Origin of the sequence: Maribacter sp. X9 (genome assembly GCF_048537565.1) — a bacterium.
GTDB lineage: Bacteria > Bacteroidota > Bacteroidia > Flavobacteriales > Flavobacteriaceae > Maribacter.
On the sequence record NZ_CP183215.1, the window covers coordinates 3,161,621 to 3,175,842 of the forward strand.

The 14,222-nt window shown below is 40.9% G+C and carries 11 protein-coding genes; 5 read left to right on the plus strand and 6 right to left on the minus strand.

The window, feature by feature from the left end; genetic code table 11:
• Positions 1-37: 37 nt before the first annotated feature.
• The 5 genes from ACNR9Q_RS13515 (at position 38) to ACNR9Q_RS13535 (ending at position 7,329) form a co-directional block, all read left to right on the plus strand.
• Complete coding sequence (locus ACNR9Q_RS13515; protein ID WP_419211748.1) at positions 38-925, plus strand: SDR family oxidoreductase; 888 nt, start codon at positions 38-40, stop codon at positions 923-925.
• A gap of 545 nt (positions 926-1,470) precedes the next feature.
• On the plus strand, positions 1,471-1,938 hold the full coding sequence (locus tag ACNR9Q_RS13520; RefSeq protein WP_419211749.1) for a hemerythrin domain-containing protein: 468 nt from the start codon (positions 1,471-1,473) through the stop codon (positions 1,936-1,938).
• A gap of 303 nt (positions 1,939-2,241) precedes the next feature.
• Positions 2,242-4,278, plus strand: a complete 2,037-nt coding sequence (locus ACNR9Q_RS13525) for a prolyl oligopeptidase family serine peptidase (protein WP_419211750.1) — start codon at positions 2,242-2,244, stop codon at positions 4,276-4,278.
• Between the two features lie 423 nt (positions 4,279-4,701).
• Positions 4,702-6,264: an AAA family ATPase gene (locus ACNR9Q_RS13530; RefSeq protein WP_419211751.1), complete on the plus strand. Its 1,563-nt coding sequence runs from the start codon at positions 4,702-4,704 to the stop codon at positions 6,262-6,264.
• Positions 6,265-6,609: 345 nt separating this feature from the next.
• Positions 6,610-7,329 (plus strand): SGNH/GDSL hydrolase family protein, encoded by a 720-nt coding sequence (locus ACNR9Q_RS13535; protein WP_419211752.1) that lies wholly within the window; start codon positions 6,610-6,612, stop codon positions 7,327-7,329.
• A gap of 453 nt (positions 7,330-7,782) precedes the next feature.
• On the opposite strand, the gene ACNR9Q_RS13540 is transcribed toward ACNR9Q_RS13535, so the two are convergent.
• The 6 genes from ACNR9Q_RS13540 to prmC form a co-directional block, all read right to left on the minus strand.
• The gene (locus ACNR9Q_RS13540; RefSeq protein WP_419211753.1) at positions 7,783-8,970 is read right to left on the minus strand and encodes an endo-1,4-beta-xylanase; all 1,188 of its coding nucleotides are present in this window, start codon (positions 8,968-8,970) and stop codon (positions 7,783-7,785) included.
• Between the two features lie 257 nt (positions 8,971-9,227).
• Complete coding sequence (locus tag ACNR9Q_RS13545) at positions 9,228-9,527, minus strand: hypothetical protein (RefSeq protein ID WP_419211754.1); 300 nt, start codon at positions 9,525-9,527, stop codon at positions 9,228-9,230.
• Positions 9,514-10,761 (minus strand): cation:proton antiporter, encoded by a 1,248-nt coding sequence (locus tag ACNR9Q_RS13550; RefSeq protein ID WP_419211755.1) that lies wholly within the window; start codon positions 10,759-10,761, stop codon positions 9,514-9,516. The genes ACNR9Q_RS13545 and ACNR9Q_RS13550 overlap by 14 nt, the downstream gene beginning before the upstream one ends.
• Positions 10,762-10,768: 7 nt before the next feature.
• Positions 10,769-12,790: an NAD-dependent DNA ligase LigA gene (gene ligA, locus ACNR9Q_RS13555; protein WP_419211756.1), complete on the minus strand. Its 2,022-nt coding sequence runs from the start codon at positions 12,788-12,790 to the stop codon at positions 10,769-10,771.
• On the minus strand, positions 12,766-13,347 hold the full coding sequence (locus tag ACNR9Q_RS13560; protein ID WP_419211757.1) for a TIGR00730 family Rossman fold protein: 582 nt from the start codon (positions 13,345-13,347) through the stop codon (positions 12,766-12,768). Before ACNR9Q_RS13560 ends, ligA begins: the two co-directional genes overlap by 25 nt.
• A complete protein-coding gene (gene prmC / locus ACNR9Q_RS13565) occupies positions 13,344-14,222 on the minus strand; it encodes a peptide chain release factor N(5)-glutamine methyltransferase (protein WP_419211758.1) in 879 nt (292 codons plus the stop codon). The genes ACNR9Q_RS13560 and prmC overlap by 4 nt, the downstream gene beginning before the upstream one ends.

Genomic DNA, 14,222 nt, shown 5'->3' on the forward strand with positions numbered 1-14,222 from the left:
AAAGTAAGTAAGTATATAATATAAATCAATAAAAATTATGAAGAAGACATTAATTACAGGAGCGACCGGAAGCCTCGGTGGTGCCGTAGCGAAATTCCTAAAAGAAAAAGGGTCAGTGGAACAAATAGCTGTTTTGGTAAGGGATACCGAAAGTGATACAGCCAAAGCATTGGCGAAGCAAGGATTTGAACTTCGGGTGGCCGATTACAATAATTCGGATGCCCTTTCAGAAGCATTTAAAGGCATTGAGGTATTGTATTTTGTATCCGGTAGTGATATCGGTAGTCGTGTACCCCAACATAAAAATGTAGTAAAAGCTGCAGAAAATTCGAGTATAGAACATATTTTCTATACCAGTGTAAGTTTGAACGGTTTGTCAAAAGAAGCTCCTTTATACAACGCTATGGCTATTCATTTGGACACCGAACAATGGATAAAGGATGCCAGATTGACCTATACCTTTCTACGTCACAACTTGTACAGCGAAGTTATCGCTATGTTTTTGGGTGATAAAAAACAAGTGTTAGGTTCAAAGACAGTTTACCTACCCACAGGTACGGGAAAGACGGCTTTCGTGCCACGTATTGAGTTGGCCGAAATCGGCGCGAACGTTTTGGCCGACCCAGAACAACATGCTAATAAAACCTATGAGTTGAACGGTTCCCATAAAATTACCTTCGGTGAGATTGCAACCGAACTTTCCAACATTACCGGAGAACCGATCGCCTATGTTTCCCCAGAAGTGGAGGTCTTCGAGAAAACCATGCAGGGTTATGGCGTACCTGCCGAATATATCGGAATGATGAGCAGTTTCGGACAAGGTATTGCCGACGGTGTGTTCGATTCCCCATCGTCCGACTTGGAAAGTTTGTTAGGCAGAACCTCCCAACCCGTACCCGAATTTTTAAAAGAAGTCTATAGCTAACCCCTAGCATATGGTCATTCAAAAATTCCTGTAGTTTCGCCCTAAGCCGGTGTACTACAGGATTTTTTTTGGTTAGTAGTTAAAATCATACTTATTTTATACAAAGCCAATCTCTGCACCTAAAAAACACTCATCTATTTGCTACTAACAACTTTTGACCTTTGGCTCTACGGTTAGTATCTAAAATCAAATTGACTTTTAAACTAACTACTGTGTACTCCATACTCAGTACTAAATACCATTTGCATTCAACTTTTAGTTTTTCACTTTTCACTATTTGCTTTTAGCCATTTGCCTTTAGCTCGAGCGATTAGCGTCCAGCTTCAAAAATCATATTAATTTTCAACTATGTACTTTGTACTAACTACTTTTACCATTAACTTTTCACTTCGTATCTCGTGTTTCGTGCTTATGAACTCCTTTACTATCTTTCTATTTCACTAATTAACTTTTTCACTATTTCAAATAAACTAATCTTAAAACGTATGCAGCACACCTACACTGCCACATATCCCTACCTTGTGCTTTGATAAAAACCAAAAGCGATGAACATTTATAAGGCGATTAAAGACGATCACGATATTCAACGGGATCTATGTGCAAAAATCCTGAAAACCAGCGGAGAATCTGAAGAACGTAAAAAACTTTGGGAAGATTTAAAAAAGGAACTCGAAGTACATGAAGTAGCCGAGGAGCGGTATTTTTACTCCCCGCTGATCGATACCGACAAAATGCAGGAAGATGCCCGGCACGGTATGGCGGAACATCATGAAATGGATGAATTTATCGAAGAATTGGACGATACCGATATGAGCTCCCCACACTGGATGGCGACCCTGAAAAAGCTGGCCGAAAAAGTAGAGCATCACTTAAAGGATGAAGAAGAGGAATTCTTTAAAAAAGCTAAAACCGTATATTCCGAGGCGGAAGAAAAATCGTTAGCAAAAAGCTACGAGCAGACCATGAGCGAATACCGCTCTTCTTGGCCAGAGTCCATCCCAGGGAAAGAGTAAATATCCATTCCACAGATTCAAATAATATAAGGTTCTTGTAGCAATGCAGGAACCTTTTTCTGTTTTATAATAGTGATGTATAGGTTTAAAATAACTATTATATCTTATTGTAATAGAGCAGTTTAAAATAAATAAAGTTTTCATTGAAAGGTAATGGGTAAAACTCCTTTATAAACAACGTGCATCCGGTCAGGTTTATTATTTAAATATAGTACCTTAGAAATCGTCATTTTTACCACAATAATCTGATTTTCTAATCGAACCAACACTTTACGGTACAACCGACCATTAAACCACTATCCTATGAAAAAGATACTCCTAATTGCTTCCCTTGTTCTCTTAAACAATCACGCAGTTCTATCCCAAAAATCGCCCTCCTTCGAGGAAGTCATATCCCTACATTCTGCATCCAATGCCACGCTATCACCCAGTGGAACCCAAATCGTTTTTACATCCCAACGTGCGGACTGGAAAGAAAATAGATATGATACGGAGTTATGGATTTCAAAAGAGGGTCAAGCCCCCTTTCCATTGACCAATAACGAAAACAGTAGTAGTACCTCCCCAAAATGGTCTCCCAATGGCGAATGGATTGCTTTTTTATCGAAACGGAAAGAAAAAACACAAATACAGGTCATTCGTTCCGCTGGTGGTGAATCTTTTCAGCTTACCGATACCGAAGGTGATATCTCAGATTTTGAATGGTCGAAAGACGGAAAAAAAATAGCATTTTTACAATCAGAGGATAAATCCAAAGAAGAAAAGGCGAAAAAAGAAAAATTCGGGGGCTTTGAAGTCGAGGATGCTGACTACAGTTTAAATCAACTTTGGGTCATGGATTTCAAGCCCGAAACCCTTGCCGAAAACCTCTTACCGGCACAACAAAAAGACTCCGTAACCTTAGCAAAATCGAAACCCATAGTGCTTATGGAAAAGTCCGGATTTTCTATAAATAATTTCAAATGGTCTCCCGATGGCAAGAAAATTGCGTTCGGGCACCAGCCAGATCCAGCCATCATCTCCTTTCTAAAATCCGATATTTCTATTTATGATTTTTCCTCTAAGTCCCACACCACTTTGGTGAAAAATCCAAGTAGCGACGGATTAATCGATTGGTCTCCGGATGGAAAATCAATTCTTTACCAAACAAACCTGTCAGATACCATTTCGAATTTCTACCGTAACGAGCATCTTTTTCGAATTGCCATTGATGGATCAGATAACCGAGAGCTCGCCAAAGATTTTGACGAAAACCTTTCGGATGTGCAATGGAATGAAAATGGGATTTTCGCGACCGCTTGGCAAAAAACCAAAAGGCCTATCATCCATATTGATCCAAAAACCGGAAGTACGACCATCATCACCTCCAAACCCGAACGAATCACGAGCTATTCGTTCTCAACAGATGGAAAAAAACTGGCCTATACAGGCGTTAACGATGAGGATTTAACGGAGGTATATGTTAGCGATTATCCGCTAAAAAACAGTAAGAAAATCACCGATTTTACAGAACAGATTCAAAATTGGTCGGTAGCTAAAAGTGAGGTGATTTCTTGGAAAAGTAAAGATGGAGCCCTAATTGAGGGGGTTTTACACAAACCCGAAAACTATGATGCCTCAAAAAAATATCCCCTACTCGTAATCATTCATGGCGGACCAACGGGAATTTCCACCCCCAGTGCAACACCGTCTTATGTGTACCCCATGATCCAATGGCTGAATAAAGGCGCATTGATTTTAAGGCCCAACTATAGGGGATCTGCGGGTTATGGCGAGAAATTCCGCTCTTTAAATGTTGAAAACCTGGGTGTGGGCGATGCGTGGGACGTACTCTCGGGCGTTGACTATTTGGAAAAGCAAGGATTAATTGACGGAGATAAAGTAGCTTCCATGGGTTGGAGCCAAGGCGGCTATATCTCAGCCTTTTTAACCACCAACTCCACTAAATTCAAGGCCATTTCTGTTGGCGCCGGAATTTCGAATTGGATGACCTATTATGTGGGTACCGATATTACGCCCTTTACCAGACAATACCTAAAAGCTACCCCATGGTCTAACAAAGAAATTTATGAAAAAACATCCCCGATGACCAATATCAATAAAGCATCGACCCCTACCCTGATCCAACATGGGGAGTTCGATACAAGGGTACCGACTTCCAACGCCTATGAACTCTACCAAGGCTTACAAGATGTGGGGGTCGATACTGAACTGATCATCTATAAAGGTTTTGGTCACGGCATTAACAAACCTAAAGAACAACTGGCCGCTACCTGGCACAACTGGCAATGGTTCGGAAAATACCTTTGGGGCGAGACGATTGAATTGCCGAAAGAATAGAGAAGCTATTGAAAAAACCTTGTTACCGCTGCTCTAAGCCCGAGGCTATAGTTTGGCATACGTTTCATACAGGGTTCTAGTGTTTTTAAAATAAAAACAAGTACCTATGACAGGATTCATAGCGTTTTAAAAATACGGACGGATTGAAAATAGAAAATATGAGTTTGTTTAAATCGGCGTTTCCTAAATAAAATATTATGAAAGCTTAAAAATAATGGGAATTATAGATTGATCATTATCTATCTTGTTAAGAACTTTTTCCTAAAGTTGCTCGGAACAACTTTGTAAGAAGGATGGAAATGCGATATTATACTTTAGGGAATATGCTTGCTTTTTGTTTTATATAACAAGTCAAGAAATATTTTAATTTTAAATAAAAAAGGAAAATATTCTTGAAAGCTAGTCAATATAAAAAACTGAACTTTGGAATTACAAAATTTAAAACAGGACAAGAAAAAACTACTGGATTATGACCCATCTGTTTTTAATAATGCAGAAAATAGTTTTACTCAATTCGTCACGAAAATTAAAATTACAGAATTTAGACATATTCAAAATCTTGAAATAAATTTTGAACATCCAATAACCGTAATAAGTGGAACTAATAAGATTGGTAAAACCAGCATTTTACTCCTGATTGCTTGTAGTCACTATAGTTTTTTACGAATCGATTCCACCAAGCCGACATCCACATTAAGAAGACATACTTGGAAAGATGTACTTCAATTTACAAGTTACGAAACTAGTACTAAAGACTACGAATATCAATTAGAATGGAGAGTTGGAAATGATCCAAGAAGGGGGAAATCAAGAAGGTTACACACAAGCAAGTCCTGGAGTGGAGTTGGCAAGGCGTCAAGAGACCTTAAAAGAAAAAATGCCCAAATCCGAAACCGAGATGTTAGATTTATTGATTTAGAGAGAATTTTACCCGCTAGAAATGTATCCAATAGTTTACTAAGAAAAATATTATCTTCACCTCAAACAAGAGTAAGTGCTGAGGTAGAAGAATCATTTCAATACATATTTTCCTTACCTAATGCAATTGAAATTTTTGAGATTGGCTCACACATTAACAAAAAGGCATTTTTATTAAAAAATGGAATTGAAAATTATTCCAGTTACAACGCCGCATCAGGAGAAGAATCGGTATTAAATATCCTACAAGAAATAATCGACAGTCCTAAAAATTCTTTAATCTTAATCGATGAAATAGAGGCCGGATTTCACCCTTATATTCAAAGAAGAATTGCGGATATTATACATTATTATAGCTGGAGAGACAAAAAGCAATTTATAATAACAACGCATTCACCTACTTTGATTTCCGCATTTAATTCAAAATGTCGAAAATTCATTGAACCTAAAGACAATGGTGAAACAAAGTGTATTAGTAAAATTTCAGTAAATGCTGCTTTTTCTAAAATGGATTCAAAAGCATATCCATTGTTAAATCTCTATTGTGAAGATGATATAGCACAATTTATATTGAGGGAACTGTTAATGAAGTTAAACTCAAAATATAAATACTTTGATAGACTTGTTAATATTATTGAATCGGGACCAGCAAATATGGTTAAGAACGATTATGATAGACATAAAAAGAATTTTCCACAAATGAGACTACAAATTGGATATGCTTGTGTTTTCGATGGCGATTATAAAAACAAGCCAAACTTTTCTCAATATCATAATAACCCTAATGAAAACAGTTTTTTTCTTTATCCATTCACAGCGCCGGAAAAATTTCTAGTAAAAGCTTATTTAGATGAAAAACCAAATTCAGTTATTCAGTCTGCATTAAGTATAAGTGACCATCATACATTATTTTTAGAAATGGTAAATGAAGGGTTGGCCTCGGATGAAAAATCCGCTTTGTCAAAATGTTGGGCATCTTTCGAAAAAACCGCAGAATTCAGAAAACTTGAAAACACATTTAATGAATTCATAACAAATGTCGTAACTCATTTTACAATAATAAATTAATATCGTTGCCTAATAAAATGTATTGTGAATGACCTTGCGAGATACCATTATAACTTAAAAGAGAAATTTAGAAAATTAAAAAACATTAAATCAACCAGCCAATTATTAACATTGAACCCATACCCTAAGCACAACTAACTTAGTTTGAGTATATGTTTAATGCACTTATCGGATGAATTTTATTGACATAACAAAATATAGATAATAGGTCTATTAACTCAGTCGACATTACCAAATTCTAAATAGATGTATTAATAGTAACCAAACACGAACATTCTATTATAAACTATTAATGAATAATTGCAAATTTTAGAATTGTATTAAAACGATGAAAAAAACTAAATAATGAAAAAAACTCTAAATAGTATCCTCCTCCTATTTTTATCATTCTCCTTCCCTATTTTTTCACAATCCCCACAAGATATGGTTGCGCTTAGGGCATCGTACAACTATGGGAAGTCCGTCGCGGTATTTGGCGGTTCGGTTTCCGTAATACCCGCCAGTGATACCGCAAAAAGCCTATGGGAACAACAGTTGGGCATTACCATTACCAACTACGGCGTACCTGGGGCCGGTTTCTCCTCCTTACAAGGTAAATCGATGCAACAACAAGTAGATGAAGCCGGGGTTTTCGACATCTACATTCTATGGGCCTCGACCAACGATTACACCAATAAACGAGCGGTAGGCAGCTACACAGACTACACTGAGTTTGATAACTATGATGCCGAAAAACTCACCACTCAGGCCGGTGGTATCAACTACTGCATCAAAAAAATCTATGAGATCAACCCCAAGGCGGTCATTTATTTCTTTACCTCGAGCAAAGCGTTTAATGACCGGGGCGCCTATGACCCCTTTGTAGCAGACGGAATGGTCGAACATGTCAACCTACAGAAAAAAATCTGTGAACTCCACGGCATCCCCTATCTGGATCAGTTTACTTTAGGCGGCTATAACGTGTACAATAAAGAGCTGTACTATACAGACCCCATTCATATGAACGAAGCGGGCTATCAGCGGTTAGGGGAATTACAGGTAGCGTTTTTGGCCTTTCCAGATTAGTTGTTGGTTGACGGTTGTTCGGGTATCGCCGTGAGCTGTTCGCTGTTTCGATTTGTCACTTTGAGTGTTTTCAATGAGCGGTAGCGGAAATGAAATTGAATCGATAAGCCTCCCGTGATCCAACTGGCGATGCCCTGAGCGAAACCCAAGGGTTCTCGATACAACTTTTTCTTTCCGATGCTCTTCAAGAAAAACCCACTCGAACTGACACTAGGTTTAGTTATAATCAAAATGTCACTTCGAATGATGTTCTTAGGTGTTCATTAAGCTTGCCGAAGTGTACGAGAAAATTGTATCGAGAAGCCTCGCGTAATCCAACTAGCGAGGCCCTGAGCGATGCCGAAGGGTTCTCGATACGGCGTCTCTTCAAGGACGTCACTCGAACAGACACATTTGGATTGAGTTTTTTTACTGCTAACCATCAACTGACAACCAACAACTAACAACAATCAACTACTCCTCTGGTACTTTTAAAATAGCATCCACTGCTAGCTTCGGCTGTTTGTTCCGGTCATACAACAGTGGATAATTGGTTCTGGCATCGATAGGGTAATCGTTCTTCCAGGACATGCCGTCATGGAGTCCCCAAAACGTGACCCGATCTATTTTGTCGCGTTTTTTATAAAAAATGCCCATAAGTTCCGCATAGCGGTCCGCCAATTTTTGTTGCACTTCTTCGGGTAATCCATCTGCATAAGGATCCAGATATTCTTTAAACTCTTCCAACTGATATTGCGGGTGCAACATTCCTGTACCGATAATCTGCCCTTCCTTCGTTAACGGGAGCACGTCTACATCCAATTCGGTAATCATTACTTTTACCCCCAGCGAAGCAAACGAATCGATAGCGGCTTCTATATATTCGTTCTTCGGATAGTTAAGGCCCCAATGCCCTTGGATGCCGACACCATCAATGCGTATGTTTTCTTTCTGTAACAAGCGTACCAAACGCATGATACCGTCCCTTTTGGTGGGGCGCCATGCGTTGAAATCGTTATAATACAATTCCGTATCCGGTGCATATTCGCTTGCGAATTTAAAAGCGTTCTTAATGAGCTCGTCTCCATCGCCCATTGCCTTTACCCAAGCGGTATTGTTTCTATAGCTACCATCATTATCAATGACCTCATTGACCACATCCCATGCGTTCACCTTACCCGCATATCGCCCGGCCACCGCCTTAATGTGTTCGCGCATTCGCTCCGTTTGTTGTTCCGGAGTGTTGGGCTCGCCCGATTCATTTTCAAAAAACCATGCAGGGGTTTGGTTGTGCCAAATCAAGGTATGGCCAATAATAAATAGGTCGTTCTTTTCGGCAAAAGCCACATAATCGTCCGCCGGTTTAAAATTGTAGATACCCGGTTCTGGATTCACCACTTCGGCCTTCATAATATTCTCTGGGGTAACGGAATTGAACTGCTCCAAAATAATCTGTTGGGAAACGGAATCCCTCCCCGATACGATGGATTCATTGACCGCGACCCCCATTAAAAAAGCTTCCTTGTAGGCTTCTTTTAAGCTAGTAGCTGTGCTTTTTTCCGTTTGGTCAGCCACCTTTGCTTTGTCAGACGATGCTTCGTCACAACTGCTGATGCATGACACTGAAAATATAGTAAAGAAATAAGCTGCTAATTGTTTCATGGTCTTCTTGATGGGTTAATGCTTTAAATATAAAGAGATTTGCCGAACAATTTTGGAGGTGGTCGTTGTATCTCTAACATATCTCAAGTGGAAAGGACTTTAAAATAGTGGAGAACTGAATATGTTTGAATTGAACTAATCTTTCACTTCGAGTGATTTTCGAGGTACGAGAAAATTGTATCGAGAAGTCCCGCGTGTTCCAAAGGTTCTCGATACAGCTTCTCTTCTAGGAAGCCACTCGAACTGTCAACTGTCAACTATTTCCCCAAAATATACTCAACAATAACTTTCAACTCAGCATCCAAAGATATCTCCGGATAGGTTTTTCCCGCTAAGCGATACCAATAGCCTGCATTGAAACGGTCGCCCTCTTTTCTATGCAGATAGGCGTGCAACCAACTGCCCATTTTATCATGCATATCTTGGGCGATGGTATGGGCGGCTCCCCAATCGCCTTTAGCATCGAACCACATAGCTTTTAAGGATTCTGACCAATCAGCTGGAGGATTGGGCAAATGCAAGGTTTCTTTAAATTCGGTGTAATTATTGGGGTACATGGGTAATTCGTTTTACAAGTTTTTCTACGGTCAAACCTTGACCTATGATGGAAAAGACCACGACCACATAGGTAATCACCAAAAACAGGTCGCGGTGCATGGCTTCAGTCAAACCTAACGCCAAGGCAATGGAAATACCACCGCGGAGTCCGCCCCAGGTCATGACCAAATTGGTTTTTGGCACAAAATCGAGTCTTTTTTCAAAGAATTTAATCGGTAATAACAAGGACAAATACCTGCAGGCCAATACGAGCGGAATCGCAATGAGTCCGGCAACGATATAATCCAAGGTAAAGGAAAGTACAAGAATTTCCATACCGATCAGGACAAAAAGGATGGTATTCAAAAGAATATCGAGCAGTTCCCAGAATTTATCCACATAGGTTTCAGTGGTTTTGGACATGGCCGCCATACGTACGGTATCATTACCTACTACCAGACCTGCCGCCACCATGGCTAAAGGAGCGGACAAATGGAATTTTTGGGCGATCAAGGTTCCGATCATAACGGTAGCCAAGGTAATAATGACCTCGATGTCATAATCGTCTATGGATTTCATCAACTTATAGGTTCCCCAACCTAAAGCAAGACCCAAGACCAGACCCCCGATCACCTCGACCCCAAAGAGTTCCAGAATATCTAACGGTTCGATAACCCCATCCCCCGCAGCGGCCAATTTATAAATGGTCAAAAATACGACCACACCGACTCCATCGTTAAAAAGGGATTCGCCCACAATCTTTGTTTCCAACTGTTTGGGTGCTCCTGCCTTTTTCAAAATGCCCAAAACGGCAATGGGATCAGTTGGAGAAATCAAGGAGCCGAAAAGCAAGCAATAAATAAAGGAAATATCCATGCCCACCAACTGTAATACATAATACATGGAAACGCCCACTAAGAATGTGGACACCAAAACTCCCAAGGTAGAAAAGACCAAAATGGGCCAACGCTGGACTTTCAATTGTTGGAAATTGGTATGCAAGGCACCCGCAAAGAGCAGAAAACTTAACATGACATCCAGTAAGACCGATTTAAAATCGATTTGACTGATAATATACCGTTCGGCATTGATTAAGGTATCGTCAACATAGCCTATACCAAAAACGATCATCGTAAACAGGATGGTGATTACCATAAGACCGATGCTGTTGGGCAGGTTTAGAAAACGGGCATTGATGTAGCCAAAGATGGCGGCCATAAAAACCAATACTGAAATAATCGTAAAAATATCCATATGCTTTTTAGTCTATCATGTTTAAAAAATCCTGTTCGCTGATAATGGGTACGTCCAAACTTTCTGCTTTAGTTCGTTTGCTTGGTCCCATTTTATCCCCCGCGATCAAATAATTGGTCTTTGACGAAATGGAGGACCCGACCTTGCCCCCGTTGTCCTCAATTTTCTTTTTCAATTCGTCTCTGCTCATCAGTTCAAAAACCCCGGAAACCACAAAGGTTTTTCCGGCCAGGGTATCGGTCTGGTTTTGTAACTTTTTTTGGGAAAGCTCCATTTGCACACCATGGGAACGTAAGCGTTCGATGGCATCAAGATTCTTTTCGTTCGCAAAGAAGTCGATTACACTTTGAGCGATGCGCTCGCCTATTTCATCCACGGCTGTCAAATGCTCCATGGAAGCCTCTTTTAAGGCATTGATGTTCTTATAGGCCTTGGCCAGTTTTTTGGCTACTGTCTCCCCCACATATCGTATCCCCAAGGCAAAAAGCACCCGTTCAAACGGTACCTTTATAGAATCTGCCACCCCTTGCACCAAGTTTTCGGCCGATTTCTCCGCCATACGTTCCAAAGGTAGGATGTCTGCCTTGGTGAGGTTGTACAAATCCGCATAATCGGCAATTAAACCTTCCTTGTACAACAATTCTACCGTCTCCCCACCCAAACCTTCAATATCCATGGCCTTTCGGGAAATAAAATGTTGGATGCGACCGGTAATCTGTGGCGGACACCCATATTGATTGGGACAGTAGTGTTTGGCATCGCCCTCGGAGCGGGTCAGTTCTGTTCCACATTCCGGACAATGGGTGATGTACTGCGTCGGTTCTGAATCTGCCGGTCTTTTGCTGAGGTCGACCGCAATGATCTTCGGTATGATTTCCCCTCCCTTTTCCACAAAAACGGTATCGCCCACCCGAATATCCAATTTTTCAATCTGGTCGGCATTATGCAAGGAGGCCCGTTTCACCGTAGTTCCCGCCAATAATACCGGGGTTAGATTGGCGACCGGAGTAATGGCTCCGGTACGTCCTACTTGATAGGTGATTTCGTTCAAGGTGGTGAATACCTGCTCCGCCTTAAATTTATAGGCCATGGCCCAACGCGGGGATTTGGCGGTATACCCCAGTTCCTCCTGATTTTGTAAACTATTGACCTTTACGACCACCCCATCCGTTTCGTAGGGCAATTCATGGCGTTTTGCGTCCCACTCCTCCACAAAGGCCATGACTTCATCGGTACTCTTGCAAAGCTTAGCCACGGTGGGTACCTTAAAGCCCCATTCCCTAGCCTTTTCCAGCATTTGGAACTGGGTGCTGATTCCCAAATCGCGACCCACGATACCGTACAACAAACATTCTAAGGGACGTTGGGCCACCAAACTACTATCCTGTAACTTTAAACTGCCCGATGCCGTATTCCTCGGATTCATATACGGTTCTTCTCCATTGGCCACCCGTTCTTCGTTCATTTTGAGAAACCCCTCAAATGGTAGCACGATTTCTCCACGTATTTCGAATTTGGCCGGATAATCCCCTTTTAATTGAAGCGGTACGGACTTTATCGTTTTAATATTGTTCGTGACATCATCCCCCTGAAAGCCATCTCCACGGGTAACCGCCTTGACCATCTGTCCGTTTTCATAGGTAATGCTGATGGAAGCTCCATCATATTTTAACTCACAGGTAAACTCAACAGGGAAATCCCCTAAATTACGTTGGATACGCTTTTCCCAATCTTCCAAATCTTCTTTGGAATAGGAATTGTCCAACGAATACATACGGTGCTCATGCACCACGGTCGCAAAGTTTTTGGTAATCATACCGCCCACCCGCAACGTGGGTGAATTGGCATCGTAAAACTCCGGATATTTGGCTTCCAGTTCCTGCAGCTCCTTGAGCAAGTTATCAAATTCAAAATCGGATATGGTGGGATTGTCCAAGACATAATAATTGTAATTATGCTCGCGGAGGGCCTTCCTAAGTTCCTGTATTCTCGCTTCCATAGGTTTTATAGTTGCTCTTTTTGTATCCATTTGGGAACCGGTAAGGGTTGGTACCGTTCCATTTTTTCTAAAAGTTGTGTTATATCTGTATCGACCAGAATGGACTCCATATGTTCATTTTTCACAAATCCTTTGGCCACCATCTGCTGCATCATTTCCAATAGGGGGTCATAAAACCCATGGGTATTTAAAATTCCGATAGGATGTTGATGCAGGCCCAATTGAGACCAGGTCAACATTTCAAAGAATTCCTCAAGCGTTCCAAAACCTCCGGGAAGCATGAGAATACCATCCGAAAGTTCATGCATCTTTAATTTACGGTCGTGCATGTTTTGGGTGATGATCAACTCCGTTAGGCCTTCATGAAAGACTTCTTTCTTTTTAAGGAACCCGGGAATGACTCCGATCGCCTTTCCGCCATTTTTAAGCACTCCGGCAGCCACTTGGCCCATAATTCCAATCTTGGCCCCTCCGTACACCAACTGAATTCCTTTTTCAACCAAAGTAACGCCCAGCTGATAGGCATCTTTGGCGTACTGCAGATCGGTACCCGAACTACTTCCACAAAAAACGACGATACTTTTCATGATTTTATTCCTTTTAGCATTCGGTCATTGCCGAACATATCTTTTCGTAATTCAATTGGCTCAAAATGGGAAGCAGCTAGTAAGTGCATCATCTCCTTTCCCAAATATTGGTTGATTTCCAAATATAAGACCCCTTTTGCATTTAAACGCTCCGAAGCAAAATTTACAATGGCCCTATAAAATTTAAGGGGGTCTTCATCGGGCACGAACAAGGCGATGTTGGGTTCGTTCTTCAACACATTATTCCTCATTTCTTTTTTTTCTAACTCCCTTACATAAGGTGGATTAGAAACAATGATATCGTATGTAGCTTTAAGACTTTTGCTTCGCCCCTTTTCCGATGAAAAATCCAAGTTCAAGATGTCGGCTTGAAAAAAATCGACCTGCGCCCCATGGGTCTTGGCATTTTCCCGTGCCACTTCCAAGGCTTCCTTGGAAATATCCAAGGCCTGTACCTCTACCTGCTCCAGATATTTGGCCAAGGAAATGGGAATACAACCACTCCCCGTTCCCATATCCAATACGGTCAAGGGTTCTTTCCTCGTTTTTACATCGTCCAGTATCCAGCGTACCAATTCTTCGGTTTCCGGTCTTGGAATCAAGACATGTTCGTTCACTTTAAAATCCAGCTCCATAAAGGTAGCGTTACCTGTAATATACTGAACGGGTTTTTCGAGTTTCAAATCGGCCAACGCCTTAAATATTTGGGTTTCCTGCTCCTTGTCTATCACTAGATCGGGTTGTATGGCCAATATAAAGCGCTGCAAATAAAAATAGTGTTCAATAAGCAAATAGAAAAAACTAGAGACCTCTTCTTTACCGTAGAGGACGTCCAATTCTTGGTGAAATATGTTCTTGATTTCCCGTAACAGCAC

Coding starts and splice junctions, on each gene's coding strand:
- ACNR9Q_RS13515 (WP_419211748.1), top strand. CDS start 38: ATGAAGAAGACATTAATTACAGGAGCGACCGGAAGCCTCGGTGGTGCC.
- ACNR9Q_RS13520 (WP_419211749.1), top strand. CDS start 1,471: ATGAACATTTATAAGGCGATTAAAGACGATCACGATATTCAACGGGAT.
- ACNR9Q_RS13525 (WP_419211750.1), top strand. CDS start 2,242: ATGAAAAAGATACTCCTAATTGCTTCCCTTGTTCTCTTAAACAATCAC.
- ACNR9Q_RS13535 (WP_419211752.1), top strand. CDS start 6,610: ATGAAAAAAACTCTAAATAGTATCCTCCTCCTATTTTTATCATTCTCC.
- ACNR9Q_RS13540 (WP_419211753.1), bottom strand. CDS start 8,970: ATGAAACAATTAGCAGCTTATTTCTTTACTATATTTTCAGTGTCATGC.
- ACNR9Q_RS13545 (WP_419211754.1), bottom strand. CDS start 9,527: ATGTACCCCAATAATTACACCGAATTTAAAGAAACCTTGCATTTGCCC.
- ACNR9Q_RS13550 (WP_419211755.1), bottom strand. CDS start 10,761: ATGGATATTTTTACGATTATTTCAGTATTGGTTTTTATGGCCGCCATC.
- ligA (WP_419211756.1), bottom strand. CDS start 12,790: ATGGATACAAAAAGAGCAACTATAAAACCTATGGAAGCGAGAATACAG.
- ACNR9Q_RS13560 (WP_419211757.1), bottom strand. CDS start 13,347: ATGAAAAGTATCGTCGTTTTTTGTGGAAGTAGTTCGGGTACCGATCTG.